The organism is Kitasatospora sp. NPDC004615 (genome assembly GCF_042873545.1).
Lineage (GTDB): Bacteria > Actinomycetota > Actinomycetes > Streptomycetales > Streptomycetaceae > Kitasatospora.
Genome location: NZ_JBIALQ010000003.1, coordinates 394275 through 416191, shown reverse-complemented (window position 1 = coordinate 416191; position 21917 = coordinate 394275). Strand labels below are relative to the sequence as shown.

Here is a 21917-nt window from a genome sequence, read left to right as displayed (position 1 = left end):
GTCTGCAGTGCTGCCCACCGAGAATCGGCTGCGGCGGCGCCAGGACTTCGCGACCGCGGTGAAACGCGGTCGCCGCGCCGGTCGGCCCCTGCTGGTGGTCCACCTCCACAGAGAGGTGGCACCTGATGAGGGCGCCGACCGGAACAGCGACTCCCGCCCGCACGTCGCCGAGGGGCTTCCTTCGGCGCGTGCGGGTTTCGTCGTGAGCAAGGCCGTGGGTCCGGCCGTGGTCCGCAACGTGGTGAAGCGTCGGCTGCGTCACCTGGTCCGCGAGCGTCTGTCCCGGGTGCCCGAAGGTAGCCTGATAGTGGTACGGGCGTTGCCCGCTGCGGCGGCGGCCTCGTACGAAGAACTCGGGCACGACCTGGACGCGGCGCTGCGCCGCCTGATCAGGTCGGATCCGGCCGGCAGTGCCCCGACGGGAACAGGGCGATGAAGTACCTGCTGATGGGCCTGATCAGGCTCTACCAGTGGACGATCAGTCCACTGCTCGGCCCGGTGTGCCGTTACTACCCCTCGTGCTCCCGCTACGGGTACGAGGCGGTGCGCGTCCATGGGGCGATCAAGGGAAGCGGGCTGACCGCTTGGCGCATCCTGCGCTGCAATCCCTGGTCTCCCGGTGGGGTCGACCACGTTCCGCCGCGAAAGCATCCGGTGTGGCACCGCCGGCTGCGCAATCTGATGACCCCCACGAGCGGGACCGCCGAGCCGGAGCCGGTGGCGAAGCCCGATGTCCAAGGAGTCTGACCGGTGACCTTCGGTTTTCTGAGTCCCCTCTACTACGCGGTGTCCTGGATCATCGTCCAGTTCCACTCGCTGTTCAGCCACGTCTTCGATCCTGACGGCGGCTGGGCCTGGGGCCTGTCCATCGTGATGATGGTGGTCGTCATCCGGATCTGCCTGATCCCGCTCTTCGTGAAGCAGATCAAGGCGACCCGGGCCATGCAGGCGATCCAGCCGAAGATGAAGGCCATCCAGGAGCGCTACAAGAACGACAAGCAGCGCCAGTCCGAAGAGATGATGAAGCTGTACAAGGAGGCGGGTACCAACCCGTTCTCCTCGTGCCTTCCGATCCTCGTGCAGGCGCCGTTCTTCACCGCCCTCTACGGTGTGCTGGCCTCGGTCGCCAACGACAAGCCGATCGGCGTCATCGACCAGAGCCTGCTGGAGAGCGCCAAGCACGCGCACATCTTCGGTGCCCCGCTGTCGGCGAAGTTCGTCGGCGCGGACAGCATTCAGGTGCAGATCGTCTGTGCGGTCATGATCGTGCTGATGTCGCTGTCGCAGTTCATCACGCAGCGCCAGCTGATGACCAAGAACGTGGACCTGTCGGTCAAGACGCCGTTCATGCAGCAGCAGAAGATGCTGATGTACGTCTTCCCGGTCATGTTCGCCGTGATGGGCATCAACTTCCCGGTCGGTGTGCTGGTCTACTGGCTCACCACCAACGTCTGGTCGATGGGCCAGCAGCTGGTCGTCATCCGCAACAACCCGACGCCGGGCAGCCGGGCGTGGGACGAGCGGCAGGCCCGCCTGAAGAAGCAGGGCCGGCTCAACCCGGACGGCTCGGTCAAGAAGGCCGGCGGTGTGCTGGCCACGCTGACCGGTGGTTCCAAGAGCGCCGAGGCCCAGGCCCAGGCGGTGGCCGAGGAGAGCGTGCAGGTGCGCCGGCAGCAGCCGCGCAAGCAGAGCAAGGCCCAGCGCCAGGCGACGGCGGCCCACCAGGCTCACGCCGCTGAGGAACAGGGCCCGGCGGGCGACGAGGCGAGCGCCGAGCCGACCGAGGCCGAGCAGCCCGGTACGAAGGCGGGCGGGGCGAAGCCGGCCGACCGGCAGGGTCAGCGTCAGCAGCCGAAGCGCGGCGGCCAGACCCCGCGGCCGAAGAAGAAGTAGTCCCGACCCTCGTTCCCGGCCCCCATCCGAGGGCCTCATTGCTGAAGGAGTCCACCTGTGACCGATGGCACCACCTCCGCCGTCGAGACCGCGCCGGCCGGTGAGAGCGCCCTCACGCGTCTGGAACGCGAGGGTGACATCGCCGCCGACTACCTGGAGGGTCTGCTGGACATCGCGGACCTGGACGGCGACATCGACATGGACGTCGAGGGGGACCGGGCGCTGGTCTCCATCGTCGGCGAGGGCGACGACCGGACGCTGCAGCGGCTGGTGGGCCAGGACGGCGAGGTGCTGGAGGCGCTCCAGGAGCTGACCCGGCTGGCCGTGCACCGGGAGACCGGTGAGCGCAGCCGACTGATGCTGGATGTCGCGGGCTTCCGGGCGCGCAAGCGGGCCGAGCTCGCGGAGCTGGGCGCGGACGCGGCCGAGCGGGTCAAGCGCACCGGCGAGCAGGTCAAGCTGCAGCCGATGACCCCGTTCGAGCGCAAGGTGGTGCACGACGCGGTGGCAGCCGCGGGGCTGCGCAGCGAGTCGGAGGGCGAGGAGCCCCAGCGTTGTGTGGTCGTACTGCCGGCCTGATGCCGGTGGTGCCGTCGGAACGGCGTCCGACCCCGCCCGCCTCTCGCGGGCGGGGTCGTTGCCTTTGCGGTGGACTGATGTTTCACGTGGAACAGTGCAGGACGGGTGGGTGGATTCGACGGTGAGCGGAGAGGCAGAGATGGACAGGGACGGCACGGAGCCTGAGGCGCCGCTGGAGGGGCTGGCCGAAGCGCCGGCGGCAGCGGGACGGATCTTCGGCGATCGGCTGCCACTGGCCGTGCGCTACACCGAGCTGTTGGCGACCGCCGGCGTGCAGCGCGGCCTGATCGGTCCGCGTGAGGTGCCCCGGCTGTGGGACCGGCACGTGCTCAACTGCGCGGTGCTGGGCGAGTTGCTGCCCAACGAGGTCTCGCTGTGCGACGTCGGCTCGGGTGCCGGGCTGCCCGGCATCCCGGTGGCGCTGGCCCGCCCGGACGTCTCGGTGACGCTGCTGGAGCCGCTGCTGCGGCGCACCACCTTCCTGGAGGAGGTGGTCCGTGAGCTCGGTCTGGAGAACGTCACCGTGTTGCGCGGCCGGGCCGAGGAGATGATCGGCAAGCTGGCCGTGGACGTGGTGACCGCCCGTGCGGTGGCGCCGCTGGACCGGCTGGCCGGATGGGGCATGCCGCTGCTGCGGCCCTACGGGCAGATGCTGGCGCTGAAGGGCGACACCGCGGAGCAGGAGCTGACCGACTCGCGGGCGGCGCTGACCCGGCTCGGCGCGGTGAAGTGGTCGGTGATCGGCGTCGGCGAGGGCGTGCTGGAGACCCAGACCCGGGTGGTCCGGGTGGAGGCCGGCGAGAGCCCCGGCGGCGTCAAGGCGGCCACCCGGCGGGCCAAGGCGGCCCGGGCCGGTCGCGGCGGCAAGGGCGCCGAGGGCGCCGGCCGGCGTGGCGGCAGTGGCCGCGGGCGCCGCTGACCCGGTTGGACGCGGTGAAGTTGCGGGGCGGGTGGCGATCGGGTCACCCGCCCCGTCGGCTTGTCGGCACCCCGGAGTGTCGGGCCGCCGGATACCGACATTCCGGGCATCGTGTTCCACGTGAAACGTCGCTTCCTGCTGACCGGCGTACTTGATCAGGAGCTGAACCGGACCCGTGAACGGGACCCGGCAGTGACTGTCGCGGCTCCGGTTTCACGTGAAACACTGGCCCCCATGCAGGAGTCGGAGATCGTCGATCAGGTGGATGAAACCCCCGTCGCACGTGCCGCGCACGCCGTCGTCCCCGTCACCGGGTACGCCGGGGAGGGGCTTCCCCGACCCGCCGCCACCCGGGTCATGGTGGTCGCCAACCAGAAGGGTGGGGTCGGCAAGACCACCACCACCGTCAACCTGGCCGCCTCGCTCGCCATGCACGGCCTGCGGGTGCTGGTCATCGACCTCGATCCGCAGGGCAACGCCTCGACCGCCCTGGGCATCGACCACCACGCCGAAGTGCCGTCGATCTACGACGTGCTGGTGGAGGGCAAGCCGCTGGCCGACGTGGTGCAGCCGGTGGTGGACGTCGAGGGGCTGTTCTGCTGCCCGGCCACCATCGACCTGGCCGGCGCGGAGATCGAACTGGTCTCGCTGGTGGCCCGGGAGAGCCGGCTGCAGCGGGCCATCGCCGCCTACGAGCAGCCGCTGGACTACGTGCTGATCGACTGTCCGCCCTCGCTCGGGTTGCTGACCGTCAACGCCATGGTGGCCGGCCAGGAGGTGCTGATCCCGATCCAGTGCGAGTACTACGCGCTGGAGGGACTGGGCCAGCTGCTGAAGAACGTGGAGCTGGTGCGGGCGCACCTGAACCCGATGCTGCACGTGTCGACCATCCTGCTGACCATGTACGACGCCCGGACCAGGCTGGCCGCGCAGGTCGCCGAGGAGGTGCGGACGCACTTCGAGAAGGAGGTGCTGGCCACCGCCATCCCGCGATCGGTGCGCATCTCCGAGGCCCCGAGCTACGGGCAGACCGTGCTCACCTACGACCCCGGTTCCAGTGGCGCGCTCTCCTACCTGGAGGCGGGGCGCGAGCTGGCGCTGCGGGCCGAGGTCGCGAAGACGACGGTGGGGCGCCACCGGGCGGGTGCGGAGGTCGTTCCGCCTCGCAATGGCGCGGAGCCGTCCGCGTCGACGGCACAGCACAGTTCGATGGAGGGCATGCGGTGAGTGGCACGCGCAGGGGTCTGGGCAGGGGTCTGGGGGCGCTGATTCCGGCGACCCCGGCGGCGGCCGGGGGAGCGGCCGCACCGGCCGCCCCGCTGGCGCCGGTGGTTCCCACCGATCGCGGCACGGTGGCGGCCAAGGCCGCCGCGGAGAGTCTGCGGGAGCTGGCCGGGGACCAGCGCCGCAGTGTGCTGGAGCAGGCGCTGGCGCCGGTGAACGGGGCCCGGTTCGCCGAGCTGCCGCTGGATTCGATCAGCCCCAACCCGCGCCAGCCGCGCGAGGTGTTCGACGAGGAGAAGCTCGCCGAACTGGTCGCCTCGATCAAGGAGGTCGGCCTGCTGCAGCCCGTGGTGGTCCGTCAGACCGGCCCGGAGCGCTATGAACTGATCATGGGTGAGCGCCGCTGGCGGGCCTCCCGTGAGGCCGGCCTGGAGGTGATCCCGGCGATCGTCCGGGCCACCGAGGACGACAAGCTGCTGCTGGACGCGCTGCTGGAGAACCTGCACCGGGCGGAGCTGAACGCGCTGGAGGAGGCCGCCGCGTACGACCAGCTGCTGCGCGACTTCGCCTGCACGCACGACCAGTTGGCCGGGCGGGTCGGCAAGTCCCGCTCGCACGTGTCCAACACGCTGCGGCTGATGAAGCTGCCGGTCGCGGTGCAGCTGAAGGTCGCGGCCGGGACGGTCACCGCCGGGCACGCCAAGGCGATCCTGATGGTGCCGGACGGGGCGGGCCAGGAGCTGTTGGCCGAGCGGGTGGTGGCCGAGCTGCTGACGGTGCGGGCCACCGAGGAGATCGCCGGGCTGATGGCCGGTGAGACCCCGAAGGCGAAGAAGGCCGGTCCGCGGGTGGGCCGGACGGTTTCGCCGGCCTTCACCGAGCTGTCGGACCGGCTCTCGGACCGCTTCGAGACCCGGGTCAAGGTCGAGGCCTCGCAGCGTGACGGCCGGATCGGCAAGGGCAAGGTGGTGCTGGAGTTCGCCTCGGTCGAGGACCTGAACCGGATCCTGGACAGCCTCGCGCCGGGCGAGCAGGGGCTGCAGCTGTCCTGACGGTGAGCCCGAACGGCGAACAACGGGTGCATGTTTCACGTGAAACGTGCACCCGTTTCGTCGCTCGGAGCAGACTGGACTCCAGGGCCGGTTTCCGCGTGGAGGAGGAGGTACGGGCGTGGGGCGAAGGGTCGTTCCGCTGACACTGGACAACCTCTCGGAGCTGCCGAACACCTGCCGCTCCTGCGTGTTCTGGGAGCTCGATCCGGTCAGCGGACGGGCCGCGCAGGACGGCGGCAAGGGCGAGTTGGAGAAGGAGGGCTGGATCTCCGCGGTACTGCTGGACTGGGGATCCTGCGGCAGAGTCGCCTACGTGGACGACCGCCCGGCCGGGTTCGTGCTCTACGCCCCGCCCGCGTACGTGCCGCGCGGGCAGTCGTTCCCGACCAGCCCGATCTCCCCGGACGCGGTGCAGCTGATGGTCGCCCGGGTGCTGCCGGGGTTTCAGGGACAGGGCCTGGGGCGGGTGTTGGTGCAGACGGTGGCCAAGGACCTGATCCGGCGCGGCTTCCGGGCGATCGAGGCGTTCGGCGCACAGGGCAGTGAGATCCCCAGCTGCGTGCTGCCCGCCGAGTACCTGCTGGCGGTCGGCTTCAAGACCGTCCGGCCGCACCACCGGTATCCGCGGCTGCGGTTGGAGGCGCGTTCCACGCTGTCCTGGAAGGGTGACATGGAGGGCGCGCTGGAGCGGCTGCTCGGCGGGCGGCGCAAGGAACCGGCGCTGCGGCCGTTCTGAGGGTGACTGAGGGTGCCTGAGGGAGTTTGTGGGACGCGTTCTCCGCTCCGGGCCGGTCGGCGCGGAGCGGGCCGCCGTATTCTCAGGGCTTCCTGACGAAGCCTCGTGGAGCTTTGCGGTGGCTTGCGACGGCTCGTGGGGCCACGGAAACGCCGAGGCGGCCCGTACGGGGGTTCCCCGCGCGGGCCGCCTCGGCGACGGCCGTCCGGAACGGACTACAGGTACTCGGCCAGCTCGCGCAGCAGCGCGGCCTTCGGGCGGGCACCGGTGATGGTCTTCACCAGCTCGCCGCCCTTGTAGACGTTCAGCGTCGGGATGGAGATCACGTTGTAGGCCGCGGCGGTCTCCTGGTTGGCATCCACGTCGAGCTTGACGACGGACAGCTTGTCGCCGTGCTCGGCCGCGATGTCCTCCAGGACCGGGGCGATCTGGCGGCACGGGCCGCACCAGGTGGCCCAGAAGTCGACCAGGACGGGCTTGTCGCTCTTGAGGACCTCGGCCGCGAAGGTGGCGTCGGTTACTTCCTTGGTGGCGCCGGCCACGGGAACTCCTTGGGGTCGGAGGAGAGATGCGAGAGGGATAACAACGGCGGGGGCGGTTCTGTTTCGGGGAGGAAACGGTCGCCGCCCCCGGCCGGAGGGCTGCTCGGCCCGGTGTGGCGTCAGACCGCGACGGCCGCGGTCTCGGCCTCGGCGTCGGTCAGCGCGGCGAGGTAGCGCTCGGCGTCCAGCGCGGCGGAGCAGCCGGTGCCGGCGGCGGTGATCGCCTGGCGGTAGGTGTGGTCGACCACGTCGCCGGCGGCGAAGACGCCGGGGATGTTGGTGCGGGTGGAGGGGGCGTCGACCTTGAGGTAGCCCTCGGCGTCGAGGTCGAGCTGGCCCTTGAACAGGTCGGTGCGCGGGTCGTGGCCGATCGCGATGAACAGGCCGGTGACCGGGAGCTCGCGCAGGTCGCCGGTGTTGGTGTCCCGGAGGGTCAGGCCGGTCAGCTTCGGGTCGCCGTGGATCTCCTCGACCGCGCTGTCCCAGGCGAAGGTGATCTTCGGGTCGGCGAAGGCGCGCTCCTGCATCGCCTTGGAGGCGCGCAGGCTGTTGCGGCGGTGGACCACCGTGACGCTGCGGGCGAAGCGGGACAGGAAGGTGGCTTCCTCGAGGGCGGTGTCGCCGCCGCCGACCACCGCGATGTCCTGGTCGCGGAAGAAGAAGCCGTCGCAGGTCGCGCACCAGGAGACGCCGCGGCCGGAGAGCTTGTCCTCGTTCGGCAGGCCGAGCTTGCGGTGCTGCGAGCCGGTGGTGACGATCACGGCGCGGGCGCGGTGCACGGTGCCCTCGGAGTCGGTGACGGTCTTGATGTCGCCCGTGAGGTCGACGGCGATGACGTCGTCCGGGACCAGCTCGGCGCCGAAGCGCTCGGCCTGCGCGCGCATGTTGTCCATCAGCTCGGGGCCCATGATGCCGTCGCGGAAGCCCGGGAAGTTCTCCACCTCGGTGGTGTTCATCAGCGCGCCGCCGGCCGTGACCGCGCCCTCGAACACCAGCGGCCGGAGGGAGGCACGCGCGGTGTACAGCGCAGCGGTGTATCCGGACGGGCCGGAACCGATGATGATCACGTTACGGACGTCGCTCACTGCATCTCCTGGTTCGCATGGGCGTCCCGCTTGCGCGGGGGAGGGCGGTCGCTCCGCCGCCCCGGACAACGACTTACCAGTCTCCCGCATTCCCAGGCCCGACCGCACCAACCACCCACGGTCCGGGAGTGGGCGGCGTGGAACGGTGAGGAATCAGGGGGCCGGGACGGTGCTGTGCAGCAGGATCGTCGAACCGGGGCAGTCCGGGGTGGCCAGGTAGACGTCCAGCGGCCCGCTGCCGCCCGGCGGGCGGAACACCAGGGCCAGCACCGGCCGGCCCTGGTAGCTGCCCGTTCCGGCGGTCAGCGGCGGTTCGCCCGGGTGCCCGGCCGCGCTCAGGGCGCAGGCCGCGGGGCCGTTGCCGGCGTCGGCCGGGGAGAGGCCCGCGACGGGTTTGGTGGCCAGCAGTGCGTGGATCTGGGCCGGGAGCTGGTCGGCGGTGAAGTCCGGGCCGCCGCTGCCTGCGGTGAGGTTCGGGCCGTCGCTGCCGGCGACGTTCGGCTTGGGGCGCGAGGCGTCGGCGGCCGTCGGCTGGGGCACGGCCTTGCCGCTGTCGGTCGTGGCCACCGTGCTGCTCGGTGCGTTCCGGCTGAGCAGCACCCCGCCCAGGGTGGCCACCACGGCCACGGCGGCGGTGGCGAGCAGCAGGCTCAGGGCGCGACGGCGGCGGCGCTCGCGGCGGCCGGGGCCGCTCGCGGCGCGCGGGGACCCGGCGGGCCCCCCGGTGCGGGGCGGGCCGGACGGGCCTGCGGCGGGGCGCTCCGGACGGTCGTCGGTGCGGGCCTCGGTCCGGTCCTCGGGGTGGGTCTCGGTGCGCGCGGCGGACTCGGCGGCCAGCGCCGCGGTCAGCCGGTCGGCGATGTCCTGCGGCATCGGCGGGGCGGGGGTGTCCGCCAGCAGCTCCGGGAGGCCGCGGAGCGCGGCGTAGTCCTCGGCGCAGGACGGGCAGCCGGCCAGGTGGTGGTGGAGCGGCTCGGCCTGCTCGGGCGGGAGCAGCTCCTCGGCCAGGTCGGCCAGCACGTCCAGATCGGGGTGCTCGGAAGGCGGGTGCGGCGTCATCGCGGGGTCGCATCTCCTTCCAGCGCGGTGGCGGGATCCGTTGGTGGGACGGGGGCGGGCCGGTTCGGGTTCCCGGTCCGGGGCGCGGGCGGTGTTCCACGTGGAACACCGGGGGCCTCCCGGGGGCCTGGGGCGAGGCCTGTTCCACGTGGAACACGGGCCGGATCGGTCTCCTGCGGAACGCGGGCGGCGGCGGTTCCACGTGGAACCTGGGCAGCATCGGTTTCACGTGGAACACCGCCCGGGCCGAGGTGGCGCAGCAGCGGCAGCAGCCGGGCCCGGCCGCGGGCGCAGCGGCTCTTGACGGTGCCGACCGGGACGCCGAGCACCTCGGCGGCCTCGGCGACCGGGTAGCCCTGCATGTCGACCAGCACCAGGGCGGCCCGCTGGTCGGCGGGCAGCGCGGCCAGCGCGTCGGCCACCTCGCGCCGGGTCTCGGAGCGCACCGCGTGGCTCTCGGCGCCCTCGCTGGTGCCGAGCGCGGCCTCCGGCGGGCCGCCGGGGTGCTGGTCGAGCGACTCGGCCCGGCGGACGGCGCCGCGGCGGGCGCGGTCCAGGCAGGCGTTGACCACGATCCGGTGCAGCCAGGTGGTGACCGCCGAGCGGCCCTGGAAGCCGGCCGCGGCGCGGAACGCGGAGACCAGGGCGTCCTGGAGTGCGTCCGCGGCCTCCTCGCGGTCGCCGAGGGTGCGCACCGCGACGGCCCACAGCCGGTCGCGGTGGCGGTGTACCAGTACCCCGAAGGCGTCCGGATCGCCCGCCGTGTGCCGGGCGAGCAGTTCGGCGTCGGTGGGCTCCTCGGCCATCCGCCCCCTCCTCGCGGTCCGGCCGTCCGCTCCGGCGGCCGTGGGTCACCATCGTTGGGGATCCGGCGGGGCGGATCAAGAGGTGCCGGGGTTCCGGCTGCCGGTCGGGGCTATCCGTTGACCTGGATCTCGGCGATCTTGCCGCGGTAGCCGCCGTCGTCGCCGGTGGGCAGGTTGGTGAGCCAGACCAGCAGGTACCGGGTGTTGACCGGGGCGGTGGGCTTCAGGCTGACCTTGTTGCCGGAGCCGGTGGCGATCTGGCTGAGGGTCTTGAAGCCGTTGTCGTCGGCGGTTGGCGCGGTGGTGGCGCCGGTCGGGGCGGCCCGCAGTTCGACCTTGGTGGAGCCGATGAATTGGACGTCCACCGAGCTGACGGGGTGGGGCGAGCCGAGGTCGATCAGCAGGCCGGTGCCGGGCCGCCAGTCACCGAGCTGGTCGTTGTAGCGCTGGGTGGTCCAGGCGGTCGACGGGTTGCCGTCGGTGGCGTTCGGGACCTCGCTGGTGTGCTCGTCCTTGTTGTCGCCGTACGCGTTGAACGGGACGATCGAGCTGATGGCGAGCTTCGCGCCGGTGGCGGCGGGGGCGCTGCCGCTCGGTGTGGGGGCGGGCGAACTGTGGCTGGTGGTGCCGCTGTCCTTCTTGTTGACGTACTCCACGGCCTGCCAGGAGCCGACCGTGACGGCGGACAGGGCCAGCAGCGAGGCGGTCCACTTGAGTACCCGGCGCAGGCCGCGACGGCGGCGCGGAGCGGGCCGGGGGGCGACCGGGGCCGGAGCGGGGGCCGGTGCGGGGGCGGGTGCGGTGGTGGGGATCGCCTGGGTGGGCGCGGCGGGGGAGTAGCGCGGCCGGGAGGTGGGCAGGGCGCGCAGCGCGGGCGGGGCGGGCTGCTCCGGCGGGCGGATCTTGGGCAGCTCGGCGATTGCCGCGGCCAGTTCGGCGGGGGTGGTGATCGGCGCCTTGTGCTGCGGCGGCTGCTCGCACAGGATCCGGGCGGCGAGCTCCGCCAGGCCCTTGTGGACGCCGGCCCGGACCTGGTCCGGGGGCACGCAGCCGAGGTCCTTGGGGAGCCCCTGGAGGTCGTAGCGGTCCTCCGGGTAGGGCCAGCGGTGGGTGAGCGCGGCGTACAGCAGTGCGCCGATCGCACGGACGTCGGTCAGTTCGGCGTCCTCGGTGGGCAGGCCGCGCAGGGCGGCGTCCACCGCGATGCCGTTGATCCGGTACTGGCCGCCGTCGGTGCGCAGCACGCACTTGGGGGTGAGCCGCAGGTGCGCCTGGCCGCGCTGGTGGGCGGCGGCGATGGCGTCGGTGACCTGGCGGACCATCTGGTAGGCGTCGTAGGGCTCGAGGGGGCCGTCGGCCAGCAGTTCGGCCAGGTCGCGGGCGCCGGGCAGCCACTCGCGGACCACGTACACCAGCTCGCCCTCCTGCACCGCGTCCAGCACCTGGACGAAGCGCGGGTCGCCGAGCAGAGCAGCGCTGCGGGCGGCGGTGAGCACCGACTTGGCGCGGCGGTGGCCGGCCGAGAGCAGGTGGACGCCGACGGCGCGGCGGAGCTTCTCGTCGACGGCGCGCCAGCTGGTGAAGGTGTCCGACTCGGAGATGCACTCCTCCAGCCGGTAGCGGCCGCCGATCTTGTCGCCGCTGTGTCGCTGCGGGGCGGGCAGCACGGTGGGCAGGGTGGCGGTGTCGGCGTCCAGGGTCTCGGTGCTGGTGGCCGGGGCGGGCTCGGACGGCTCGACCGGGGGCAGCGGGCGGCGCACGCCGCGGCTGCGGGAGGGGCGTTCGGTGCGGGCGGCGCCCTGGGCGGCCAGCTCGGCGTCGATCTCCTGCGCGGAGAGCGGGGCGGTGGCCTCGGCGAGCGGCTGCTGCGGTTCGTCGCTTCCGGCCTCGGCGGCGGGTGCGGTGAGGGCGGGCCGCAGGGGGGTGGCCGCGGTGTCCTTCACCCGGGACTTCGCCGAGCCGTTCGCCCCGTCCTTCGACGCGTCCTGGGGGGTGCTCTTCGCGGCGTCCTTCGGGGAGCCGTTCGCGGTGCTCTTCACCGCGCGGGCGGCGGAGCCTTTCGCGGTGGGGCCGCGGTCGGATCCGGTGTCGCGCTGCGAGGTTCCGGGCGCGGCCTCGGTCGCCGCCCCGTCCGTCTCGGACGTGTCGACGATCGCCTTGGTGCCGTCAGCCACCGTGGTCCTGCCTCCCCTTGTGTCGTCCCGGGCCAAGCCGGGACGGTCGACGAGCCGCTGCCGGAGTGGACGTCCGTGCTGCAAGGTCAATTGTGCCCACTCCCGGCCCCCCTGTACGACCGCTGAGAGTGCCTGGAGGTTGCCCACTCGCCCACTTCCGTGCGAACGGCAGACGAATGGGCCGGAATCGGGGGCGTACCCCGACTCCGGCCCACCGTAGGCGGACTGGGTCGTCGACGGATCGTCAGCACTCCGGGTGACGTGCCGTCAACCTGTGACCGGTGTTCCGGGTCAGCGGCCGAGCCGCCGGCGGACCATTCCGGTGAGCGCGTTGAGCTCCTCGATGCGCATCCGGCGGGCCAGCAGCAGGAACACCGCGACCTGGACGACGGCCGCCGCCAGCAGCGTCAGCACGTTGCCGAGCCAGCCGTCCAGCACCCGCAGCGCGAACAGCTCGATCGCCAGGCCGACCACGGCGGCGGGCAGCGAGGCGATCGCCAGCCGGACGTAGGTCTTGGTGATCCGGGCGGTGTCCAGGCCGCCGATCCGCGCCTTCAGCTTCGGCACCGCGACGAACACGCCCACCGCGTAGGACAGGCCGTAGCCCAGCGCCATGCCGGTCACCGCCCACTGCGCGGGCAGCACCAGCCAGCACAGCACCGCGGTGCCGGCCTGGGTGAGCGCCACCCAGACGGTGTTGGAGAACGGGGTGCGGGTGTCCTCGTACGCGTAGAAGCCGCGCAGCAGCACGTACTGCACCGAGTACGGGATCAGGCCGAGGGCGAACGCGGAGAGCATGTAGCCGACCGCGGTGGTGCCCTGCGCGGCCGCGCCGCCGTTGCCCAGGCCGTAGATCGAGGAGCCGATCACCGGGCCCAGCGACAGGAACAGGAACGCCGCCGGGACGATCGCCACCGCCGAGGTGCGCAGGCCGTAGGAGAGGTCGTCGCGGACCGCCCCGGCGTCCTGGTCGGCGGCCGCCCGGGACAGCCGGGGGAGCACCGCACTCATCACCGACACGGTGATCACGGCCATCGGCAGCTGCCAGATCAGCAGCGCGTTGGAGTACGCGGCCAGGCCGACGCCGAGGTGGCCGTCGTGCTCGGCGGCCTTGCCGGACGCGGTGGCCAGCTGCGTCACCACCAGGAAGCCCGCCTGGTTGGCCAGCACGAACAGGAAGGTCCACTTGGCCAGCCGGGCCGCCTTGCCCAGGCCGTGCCCGCGCCAGTCGAAGCGCGGCCGGAACGAGAAGCCCGCCGAGCGCAGGTACGGGATCATCGACAGCGCCTGCACGGCCAGGCCGAGCATGGTGCCGATGCCGAGCAGCCGGACGCCCTCGGGGGAGATGGCCTGCGGGGTGACCCCGGTGTGCTGGAAGGTGCCGTACACGCCGATGTACATCGCGAAGGTGAAGATCACCACGAGGTTGTTCAGGACCGGCGTCCACATCATCGCGCCGAACCGGCCGCGGGCGTTGAGGATCTGGCCCATCACCACGTGCACGCCCATGAAGAAGATGGTCGGCAGGCAGTACCGGGCCAGCGCGACCGTGGTGTCGGCGCTCTGCTGGTCGCGCATCAGCGCGTGCGAGATCAGCTGCACCAGCACCGGCGCGGCCAGCACCGCCACGAACACCACGCCCGCCAGGCCGGTCACCACCAGGGTGAGCAGCCGGTTCGCGTAGGCGGTGCCGCCGTCCTCGTCGTTCTTCATGCTGCGCACCAGCTGCGGGACGAACACCGCGTTCAGCGCGCCGCCGCCGATCAGGATGTACAGCAGGGTGGGCAGGGTGTTGGCGGCGTTGTACGAGTCGCCCATCGAGGCCACGCCGATCGCGGCGGCGATCACCATGGTGCGCAGGAAGCCGGTGCCGCGGGAGACCAGGGTGCCGGCCGCCATGATGGCGCTGGAGTTCAGCAGCCCGGCGACCTTGCTGCCGGCACCGTCGACGACCGGCTCGGGCGGGGCGGTCGGGGCCGGCGGGGCCGGCGGGGCGGTGGGCTCGGGCGGCGCGGCAGCGGCGGCGTTGGCCTCCAGCACGGCCGCGTCGGCCCGCATCACCGCCTCCTCCTCGGACAGCGGCGGGTCGAACTCGATCGGCGGCACGTACGGGTGACGCTCGCCCCCCGCGGGGACCGGCTCGGGGGCCGGGGCGGGCTCGGGGTCGCCCGGCGCGTCGACGTCCGTGGCCATCGTCACGGCCTGCGCGGGTTCCGGTGCCGGCGCCGGTGCCTCTTCGGGCGCCGACAGCAGGGTCTCCACGCCGACGTACTCGGCGGTCCCGGTGTCCCGGCGCGACCCGGCCGGCTCGGCGGCCTCCGCGGCCACCTCGGCGGCGATCGACGCCCAGCGCGGCGCCGGCGCGGTCAGCTGCAGGGTGGCCTCGGACTCGCGGCTCGGCTGGCCGGGCACCGCCGCCGTGGCCTTCGGGGTGTCCTGGGCGCCCGCGGCGTCCGGCAGGTCGACCTCGCCGTACGGGTCCGTGCCCCCGTACGCCTCGGCGGCGTACGGGTCACGGGCGTAGGTGTCGGCGACGTACCAGTCGGCGGTGGGGTCGGCGGGGGCGGCGGCGGACCGTGGACCGCCCGCGCGGTCCTCGGGCCCACCTCCGCCCTGGTCCTGGGTTGCTCGCTCGCTCCGCTCGTTCATGCCACCAATCCACGTCAGAGAGGGGGGACTGGCGCCCGGGGGTGAAGCGCCTAGTGATCCACCTTCTCATCACCGGAGACCCGATCGCTGTCATCCCGGTCGGACGAGGGCTCCGCGTCGGTCGGCTTCCCACCAGCGTCGGCCTGCGCGTCGGTCGGCTTCGCGTCGGCGTCGGCCTGCGCGTCGGTCGGCTTCCCGTCGGCGTCGGCCTGCGCGTCGCCGTCGTCACCGCCCTCGGCGTCCGACAGCAGCCGCTCCGGGTCCTCGTCGATCTCGCCGGCCGCCTTGCGCTTCTTGCGCTGCAGGTAGAACCGCAGCCCGGCGAGGATCATCAGCGCGGTGCCGCTGGCGATCACGTACGTCACACCGCTGGCCACCGAGGTGACGTCGACGACGAACTCCACCGGCTCGCCGTAGCGCCGCGGGTTGGGGCCGGTGGTCCACAGCTCGGCGTTCACCTTGACCTGGCCGTTGACCTGCGCCTCGGCGGGGAAGCGGAAGGTGCGGCTGGTGGTGGCGTCCAGCACGACGGGCTGGTTGTCGCCCACGAGGAGGCGGTTCTGCTGGCTCGAGTAGAGCCGCAGCTCCAGGTTGCCGACCGCCTGGGTGAGGTCGTTCTTCACGCTGATCAGCAGCGTCGCGTTGTCGCCCGGCAGCGTCACGGTGCTTTTCTTCGGCACCCGGACCGCGGACTTCAGGTTGTCCAGGTAGCGCTGCACGCCGGCCCGGTAGTCGACGCCGGCCTTCTGCTGGTCGCGCCAGCTGGTGGACATCGACCGCACCATGGCCGCGCTGAACGGGCCGCGGACCCGCTCCGGCTGGGTGAGGATCATCATCAGCTGGTCCACGCCGTCCTGGATGCCCATGGTGGCGGTCAGCTCGGCGGAGGACAGCTCGGCGCCGGTCGCGTCGCCCGGGTAGTCGTTCGGGACGTCGGTGTTGACGCCCGGGTCCGCGGGCATCTCGGAGACCTTCTGCAGGGTGGCCGGGGTCACCCAGCCGCCGCTGCCGGACGCCGCCTGCATCGAGTCGCGCAGCGCCAGCGCGGTGCCGACGGTCAGCGAGCGGGACGGCAGCACCAGGACGCCGCGCGGGTGCTCCGGCTCCTGGTGGGCGATCGCCAGGGTCTCGGCCAGGAACCGCTGCTGGGCCGCGGTGCGGTCGTGCGCGGTGCCCAGGTCGCCCTGGAACAGCGAGGCCAGCACGGCGTCGGAGACCACCGCGGTCTGCCCGTTGCCGATCGGACGCGCCGCGCCCGGCGTGTACGTCAGCTTGTCGGACTCCGGCATCGACGCGCCGTTGACCAGCACCAGCCGGCCGCCCGCCGCGTTCGCCACCGCCGCCGTGCGCTGGTCCAGCAGACCCCGGTACGGCCAGGCCACGTCCGACTGGGCGTTCACCTGGAGGCGGCCCTCGGTGGTGACCTGCCCGGCCGTCATGGCCTTGCGCAGCGCGTTGTCCATGCCGTTCAGCTTGGCGCCGTTGTGCGCGATCGACGCCAGGTCCGGGTCGGCGTACGGCAGCGACACCACCTCGGAGCCCGACTTCGACACCGCCGCCTTCAGCTTCGCCAGCCAGGCCGTCGCCGCGTCGCGGCCGGTGCCCGGCACGGTGTTGTCGTCGCGCGCGGACTCGCCGGAGGTGCCGGGCTTCTGCACCCGGTACGTCTTGGTCATCGCGAGCACGGTGTCCAGCAGGTCCGGGTCGATCGCCCAGGTCAGGTTCGGCATGTTCGCGCCGATCTCGACCAGCTGGTTCAGCCGCCCGTCACCGGTCAGCTCGCCCACCAGGCTGTCGTCCCGGAGCACCGGCGTCTGGTCCTGGTCCGGCATGGTCTGCGCGACCAGCACCGGGGCGTGGGTCAGCGGCCACACCACCGCGACCGGCGAGGGCTTGGCGGTGGTCCGGCCCTGGACCGGCAGGTAGGTGCGGGCGATGCCCAGCGAGTGCGCCTTGTCGTCGCCGGTCCGGCCCCAGAGGTCCACCGCCAGCTCGTAGCTGCCGGTCTCCTTGGCGCCAAGCGCGGACACCGGCACCGGCAGGGAGAAGTCCTTGCTCTGCCCCGGGTCCAGGTCGCCGACGTCCTGCGCCGGGTTCTCCAGCGGGGTGCCGTCCTTGGCGCTCGGCGAGCCCCAGGAGCCCATCATGTCGATGTCGCTGCGGGTCGCCAGCATCGGCTTGCCCGGGTTCGGCACCCGGACCATGACCTTCGACGACTTCAGCTTCTCCGAACCGGAGTTGGTGACCTTGCCGGTGATCGTCACGGTGTCGTTCTCGTGCACGATCTGCGGCGCCCCGGTGCCGACCTGCACCGTGTCGATCTGCACCGCCGCCGGGTACTCGCCCGACGCCGTCACCAGGGTGCCCGGCCCGGCCGCCGCCGGGGCGGCCGCGAGGGCACCGACCAGCCCGCCTGCCAGCAGGGCGGCGGTGCTCCTGGCCAGCCGGCCCGTCCACCGTCCGCGGCGCCCGGCCCCTGCCGCGCCCCGCCCGGTCCGCTCGTCCACGCGCGTCCTCGCCGTTCCTGATCGTCTCGATCGACCCACGCACCGACGCGGCCCCGCCCGACCCCGGCGGTCTCCGACAAGGAGCGTTCACCCGGCATGGTAACGACGCTTTGCGGCACGCAGTGTTGCGGGCCGGAAGCTGGCCGGAGCGGCGGGGCGGAGGAAACAGGAGGGCGGCGGGGCAGGGCGGGCACGTACCCTTGTGAGCCGTGTCCACTGCCAATGCGTCCAGCACCAATCATTCCAGCTCCGCCGACCGGATCGCCCTGCCGGGCCTGACCGAGGCGCAGACCCTCGGCCTGCAGGAACTGCTTCGGGTCTCCCCGGTCGCCGACGAGATCGCCCGCCGCTTCGAGGAGGCCGGCCACCGGCTCTCGCTGGTCGGCGGCTCGGTCCGGGACGCCCTGCTCGGCCGGCTCGGCAACGACCTCGACTTCACCACCGACGCCCGCCCGCAGCAGATCCTCAAGCTGGTCAAGGGCTGGGCCGACGCGGTCTGGGACGTCGGCATCGCGTTCGGCACCGTTGGCGCGCGCAAGGACACCGCGGAGGGCTCGTTCCTGATCGAGATCACCACCTACCGCAGCGAGGCCTACGACCGCAGCTCCCGCAAGCCCGAGGTCAGCTACGGCGACTCGATCGAGCAGGACCTGGTCCGCCGCGACTTCACCGTCAACGCGATGGCCGTCGACCTGCCCGGCCGCGGCTTCGTCGACCCGCACCACGGACTGGACGACCTGGAGGCCCGGGTGCTCCGCACCCCCGCCACCCCCGAGGAGTCCTTCTCCGACGACCCGCTGCGGATGATGCGGGCCGCCCGCTTCGCCGCCCAGCTCGACTTCGAACCGGCGCCCGAGGTGGTCGCCGCGATGACCGCGATGGCCGAGCGGATCACCATCGTCTCCGCCGAACGCGTCCAGGCCGAGCTCAACAAGCTGCTGCTCGCCGAACACCCGGTCAAGGGCCTGCGCCTGTTGGTCGACACCGGCCTCGCCGAGTTCGTGCTGCCCGAGCTCCCGGCGCTGCGCCTGGAGAGCGACGAGCACCACCGCCACAAGGACGTCTACGAACACTCGCTGACCGTCCTCGAGCAGGCCATTGCACTGGAGACCGACGGCCCCGACCTGGTGCTGCGCCTCGCCGCGCTGCTGCACGACATCGGCAAGCCGCGCACTCGCCGCTTCGAGTCCGACGGCGGGGTCTCCTTCCACCACCACGAGGTGGTCGGCGCGAAGATGACCCGCAAGCGGATGCGCGAGCTCAAGTACTCGAACGAGCTGATCGCCGAGGTGTCCCGGCTGGTCGAGCTGCACCTGCGCTTCCACGGCTACGGCGGCGGCGAGTGGACCGACTCCGCGGTGCGCCGCTACGTCACCGACGCCGGCCCGCTGCTGGAGCGACTGCACAAGCTGACCCGCTCCGACTGCACCACCCGCAACAAGCGCAAGGCCGCCGCGCTGGCCCGCACCTACGACTCGCTGGAGGAGCGGATCACCGCCCTCAAGGAGCAGGAGGAGCTGGACGCGATCCGGCCCGCGCTGGACGGCAACGAGATCATGCAACTGCTCGGCCTGCGCCCCGGCCCCGCGGTCGGCCGCGCCTACAAGCACCTGCTCGAACTGCGCCTGGAGCACGGCCCGATGGAGCACGAGGCGGCGGTCGCCGCGCTGCACGAGTGGTGGGCGGCGCAGCCGAAGGACTGACGCCCCGTCAGCGCTTGCTGGCGGCGGGCTTGGGCGGCGCGGCGTTCAGCGGGCTGAGGCACAGCCGGTACTTGGTCGTCTTCTTCTTCGACCGGTACTGGCTGTCGTAGGCCGTCGATCCCGGGTACTCCTGGGCGCAGCTGTAGGTGCTGATCATGCCGGTGTGGCGCCCTACGACCTTCCAGTTGGCGTCCGACGCGGTGCAGGCCACCTCGTCGTGCTTGGCGGTCAGGCAGTCCCCGACGCTCGCGCCCTTGCTGCCCGCGCCGAACAGCGAGCCGAACCACCACAGGCCGCCGACGACCAGGGCGATCAGGCCCACGCCGATGCTCGCGCCGCGGATCCGGGCCTTCCGGGACGGCGGCTTGGCGGGCGGCGGCGCCTGCCCCCAGGCCGGCATCTGCCCCTCGCCGGTCGGCGGTTGCCCGTACGCGGGCTGCGGGCCCGGCGCGGGGGGCTGGCCGTACGCGGGGGGTTGGGCGTAGCCGGAGGGCTGGCCGTACGCGGGCTGCGGACCGGGCTCGGGCTGGCCGTACGCCGGCGGCTGGGCGTAGCCCGAGGGCTGACCGTAGGACGGCGGCTGACCGTACGTGGGCGGCTGTCCGTATGCGGGAGGCTGGCCGTACCCGGGCGGTTGCTGGCCGGGCTGCTGACCGTACGGTCCGGGCTGGCCGTACGGGCCGGGTGGCGGTGGAGTGCTCATCTGTTCTTCCCCCTGGCGACGAGAGCGTGCCGTGCGCCCACGACCCTAGCGGCAGAGACCCCGTCAGGACCGGCGTGCGGCGCGGAAGTACAGCAGCGCGCCGAGCGCGTACAGCACCGCGAGGCCCAGCACCACCGGCACCGAGCGGCCGTTCAGCGGCAGCACCAGGGCGGTCACCCCGGCCGCCGCGACGAACGAGACGTTGACCAGCACGTCGTAGATCGCGAACACCCGGCCGCGGTACTCGTCCTCCACCGACTCCTGCACCAGGGTGTCCGCGCAGATCTTGGTGCCCTGGGTGACCACGCCCAGCAGCAGCGCCGCGGCCATCGCCGGGACTTCGTCGAAGGTCAGTCCGAGCGCCGGGACGAACACCGCCGCGCTCGCCAGGCAGGTCGTCATCCATCCGACCAGGCCGAGTCGCCGGGTGCACCACGGGCTGATCAGCGCGGCCACGAAGAAGCCCACCGCGGAGAGGATCACCGCCCGGCCCAGGCTGGCCAGGCCGCCCTCGGTGTCCGCCGCGCTGTTGAAGGTGTACCGGGAGAGCATCAGCACGACCACGATCAGCACGCCGTAGCAGAACCGCGCCAGGGTGACCGCGCCCAGCGCCTGCACGGCCGGCCGGCAGTCCCGCACCAGGTGCCGCAGGCCCGCCAGCAGGTCGTGCCAGGAGGTGGACAACGCCTGGCGCAGGGACGGGAGTTCGTCGCTCACCTCGGGGCCCAGCGCGTCCGGGGCGATCCGCCGGGCGGCCAGCGCGGCCGACAGGTAGAGCAGCGCCGCCAGCGTCACCAGGACGGCGTCCGCGTGCCGGCCGGGCGGCATCACCTGGTGCACCAGGAAGCCGACGACGCCGCCGGAGGCCGCCGCCACCGTGCCCAGGGTGGGCGAGAGGGCGTTCGCGGTGACCAGCTCGGACGTGGCCACCACCCGGGGCAGTGAGGCGGACAAGCCTGCCAGGATGAACCGGTTGAGCGCCGTCACCAGCAGCGCCGCCGCGAAGAACATCCAGTCCGGGGCCCGCCCGAGCAGCAGCGCCGCCGTCACCAGCCCCAGACCGAAGCGGGCCAGATTGCCCATCAGCAGTACCTGCCGGCGCCGCCAGCGGTCCAGCAGAACCCCCGCGAACGGGCCGATCACCGAGAACGGCAGCAGCATCACCGCCAGCACCGCGGCGATGTCGGCGGGGGAGGACTGGTGCTCGGGGGAGAAGATCACGTACGCGGCCAGCGAGACCTGGAAGACGCCGTCCGACAGCTGCGAGAGCAGGCGCACCGTCAGCAGGCGCCGAAAACCGGTGCCGTGCAGCAGGCCGCGCAGGGTGGCCTCTCGCGGGATCTGTTCGACGATCACCCGCCAAGGGTGCCACGAGGCCGACGGTGTTTCACGTGAAACCTCCACCAACTTCGAGCGGCGCGCGCCCCCCGCACGCCTCCGCACCACCGCTGGCGCGCCATCGCCCGGATGTCGTAGGGCACTTACCGGGGAAGAACTCTCTCGGAACGACGGGAGGCTCCCATGCGAGACGAGTTCACAACCCTGTTGCTCAGCCAGGTCGGCCACCACGAAGGCCGCGACCCCGACGGGACCTGGAACAACCGCCAGCGCTACAGCGAGGAAACCCCCGGCCTCGAATGGTCCGACGGTCAGCCCTGGTGCGCGACCTTCGAAGCCTGGGCCGCCCACCGCACCGGCATGGACAACCTCTGGCCCATGACGGCCTCCTGCCTGACCGCCGTCGCCTGGTGGCGCGACCACAACCGCTGGACCCCCTACCCCGTCCTCGGCGGCCCCTTCTACCTCGGCCCCGACGGCGGCGACCACACCGGAGTCGTCTACGCCTACGACGCCGACACCATTTACACGGTGGAGGGAAATACGAACGACTCCGGGTCCACCGAGGGCGACGGGGTCTACCGGAAGTCCCGGGCGCGGCGCGGGCCCGGGTCGCCGTACGGGTACGGGGTGCCGGCCTATCCGGAGGGCACGGTGTCGGCGGATCCAGCGCTCGGGGGGACGCCGGCGGCGCGGACGTCCGGGCAGGCGGGTGGGGCGCCGCCGTGGCCGGGGCGGTACCTGAAGCTCCAGTCGCCGATGATGCACGGGGACGACGTGCTGACGTGGCAGCGGCGGCTGGCCTGGCGGACCTGGGCGATCACGGCGGACGGCTGGTACGGGCCCGCCTCGGCCCAGATCTGCCGGGCCTTCCAGCAGCGCCACGGACTGACGGTGGACGGCATCGTCGGGCCGGTCACCTGGCACGAGGCCTGGAACTGAAACACG

18 protein-coding genes and 1 pseudogene are annotated in these 21917 nt (G+C 72.6%); 10 read left to right on the top strand and 9 right to left on the bottom strand.

What is annotated here, in order from left to right:
- Positions 1-7: 7 nt before the first annotated feature.
- The 8 genes and pseudogenes from rnpA to ACFYS8_RS12995 all read left to right on the top strand — a co-directional run bounded on the left by rnpA (position 8) and on the right by ACFYS8_RS12995 (position 6403).
- The gene (rnpA, locus tag ACFYS8_RS13030) at positions 8-436 is read left to right on the top strand and encodes a ribonuclease P protein component (protein WP_387639818.1); all 429 of its coding nucleotides are present in this window, start codon (positions 8-10) and stop codon (positions 434-436) included.
- The gene (gene yidD / locus ACFYS8_RS13025) at positions 433-747 is read left to right on the top strand and encodes a membrane protein insertion efficiency factor YidD (protein WP_387639816.1); all 315 of its coding nucleotides are present in this window, start codon (positions 433-435) and stop codon (positions 745-747) included. The genes rnpA and yidD overlap by 4 nt, the downstream gene beginning before the upstream one ends.
- 3 nt (positions 748-750) lie before the next feature.
- Positions 751-1893 (top strand): membrane protein insertase YidC, encoded by a 1143-nt coding sequence (gene yidC / locus ACFYS8_RS13020; protein ID WP_387639814.1) that lies wholly within the window; start codon positions 751-753, stop codon positions 1891-1893.
- Between the two features lie 57 nt (positions 1894-1950).
- A complete protein-coding gene (locus ACFYS8_RS13015) occupies positions 1951-2472 on the top strand; it encodes a protein jag (RefSeq protein WP_387639812.1) in 522 nt (173 codons plus the stop codon).
- Positions 2473-2611: 139 nt separating this feature from the next.
- Complete coding sequence (rsmG, locus tag ACFYS8_RS13010) at positions 2612-3391, top strand: 16S rRNA (guanine(527)-N(7))-methyltransferase RsmG (protein ID WP_387640716.1); 780 nt, start codon at positions 2612-2614, stop codon at positions 3389-3391.
- Between the two features lie 210 nt (positions 3392-3601).
- Positions 3602-4618 (top strand): annotated as a pseudogene (locus tag ACFYS8_RS13005) (ParA family protein); the annotation flags it as partial.
- On the top strand, positions 4615-5667 hold the full coding sequence (locus ACFYS8_RS13000) for a ParB/RepB/Spo0J family partition protein (RefSeq protein ID WP_387639809.1): 1053 nt from the start codon (positions 4615-4617) through the stop codon (positions 5665-5667). The pseudogene ACFYS8_RS13005 and the gene ACFYS8_RS13000, both read left to right, overlap by 4 nt.
- Positions 5668-5785: 118 nt before the next feature.
- Positions 5786-6403, top strand: a complete 618-nt coding sequence (locus ACFYS8_RS12995) for a GNAT family N-acetyltransferase (RefSeq protein WP_387639806.1) — start codon at positions 5786-5788, stop codon at positions 6401-6403.
- Positions 6404-6618: 215 nt separating this feature from the next.
- Here the strand turns inward: ACFYS8_RS12995 and trxA are convergent, their stop codons facing one another.
- The 7 genes from trxA to ACFYS8_RS12960 all read right to left on the bottom strand — a co-directional run bounded on the left by trxA (position 6619) and on the right by ACFYS8_RS12960 (position 17225).
- A complete protein-coding gene (gene trxA / locus ACFYS8_RS12990; RefSeq protein ID WP_380480255.1) occupies positions 6619-6945 on the bottom strand; it encodes a thioredoxin in 327 nt (108 codons plus the stop codon).
- A gap of 119 nt (positions 6946-7064) precedes the next feature.
- A complete protein-coding gene (gene trxB, locus ACFYS8_RS12985) occupies positions 7065-8030 on the bottom strand; it encodes a thioredoxin-disulfide reductase (protein ID WP_387639803.1) in 966 nt (321 codons plus the stop codon).
- A gap of 153 nt (positions 8031-8183) precedes the next feature.
- Positions 8184-9089: an anti-sigma factor family protein gene (locus tag ACFYS8_RS12980; RefSeq protein ID WP_387639801.1), complete on the bottom strand. Its 906-nt coding sequence runs from the start codon at positions 9087-9089 to the stop codon at positions 8184-8186.
- Positions 9086-9895: an RNA polymerase sigma factor SigM gene (gene sigM / locus ACFYS8_RS12975; RefSeq protein WP_387639799.1), complete on the bottom strand. Its 810-nt coding sequence runs from the start codon at positions 9893-9895 to the stop codon at positions 9086-9088. Before sigM ends, ACFYS8_RS12980 begins: the two co-directional genes overlap by 4 nt.
- A 110-nt stretch (positions 9896-10005) precedes the next feature.
- Positions 10006-12069, bottom strand: a complete 2064-nt coding sequence (locus tag ACFYS8_RS12970) for a serine/threonine protein kinase (protein WP_387639797.1) — start codon at positions 12067-12069, stop codon at positions 10006-10008.
- 291 nt (positions 12070-12360) lie between these two features.
- Entirely contained in the window at positions 12361-14718 is a 2358-nt protein-coding gene (murJ, locus tag ACFYS8_RS12965; RefSeq protein WP_387639795.1) for a murein biosynthesis integral membrane protein MurJ, read from the bottom strand.
- 50 nt (positions 14719-14768) lie between these two features.
- A complete protein-coding gene (locus tag ACFYS8_RS12960) occupies positions 14769-17225 on the bottom strand; it encodes a DUF6049 family protein (protein WP_387639792.1) in 2457 nt (818 codons plus the stop codon).
- A gap of 260 nt (positions 17226-17485) precedes the next feature.
- On the opposite strand from ACFYS8_RS12960, the gene ACFYS8_RS12955 reads away from it, so the two are divergent.
- On the top strand, positions 17486-18928 hold the full coding sequence (locus ACFYS8_RS12955) for a CCA tRNA nucleotidyltransferase (RefSeq protein WP_387640713.1): 1443 nt from the start codon (positions 17486-17488) through the stop codon (positions 18926-18928).
- Positions 18929-18935: 7 nt separating this feature from the next.
- Here the strand turns inward: ACFYS8_RS12955 and ACFYS8_RS12950 are convergent, their stop codons facing one another.
- Positions 18936-19631, bottom strand: coding sequence for a hypothetical protein (locus tag ACFYS8_RS12950; RefSeq protein WP_387639789.1), 696 nt, complete (start codon positions 19629-19631; stop codon positions 18936-18938).
- Between the two features lie 63 nt (positions 19632-19694).
- Complete coding sequence (locus ACFYS8_RS12945; RefSeq protein ID WP_387639786.1) at positions 19695-20987, bottom strand: MFS transporter; 1293 nt, start codon at positions 20985-20987, stop codon at positions 19695-19697.
- 165 nt (positions 20988-21152) lie between these two features.
- Between ACFYS8_RS12945 and ACFYS8_RS12940 the strand changes: the two genes are divergently transcribed.
- Entirely contained in the window at positions 21153-21911 is a 759-nt protein-coding gene (locus ACFYS8_RS12940; protein ID WP_387639783.1) for a peptidoglycan-binding protein, read from the top strand.
- Positions 21912-21917 lie beyond the last annotated feature (6 nt).

Coding starts and splice junctions, on each gene's coding strand:
- ACFYS8_RS12940 (WP_387639783.1), top strand. CDS start 21,153: ATGCGAGACGAGTTCACAACCCTGTTGCTCAGCCAGGTCGGCCACCAC.
- ACFYS8_RS12980 (WP_387639801.1), bottom strand. CDS start 9,089: ATGACGCCGCACCCGCCTTCCGAGCACCCCGATCTGGACGTGCTGGCC.
- rsmG (WP_387640716.1), top strand. CDS start 2,612: ATGGACAGGGACGGCACGGAGCCTGAGGCGCCGCTGGAGGGGCTGGCC.
- ACFYS8_RS12950 (WP_387639789.1), bottom strand. CDS start 19,631: ATGAGCACTCCACCGCCACCCGGCCCGTACGGCCAGCCCGGACCGTAC.
- sigM (WP_387639799.1), bottom strand. CDS start 9,895: ATGGCCGAGGAGCCCACCGACGCCGAACTGCTCGCCCGGCACACGGCG.
- yidD (WP_387639816.1), top strand. CDS start 433: ATGAAGTACCTGCTGATGGGCCTGATCAGGCTCTACCAGTGGACGATC.
- murJ (WP_387639795.1), bottom strand. CDS start 14,718: ATGAACGAGCGGAGCGAGCGAGCAACCCAGGACCAGGGCGGAGGTGGG.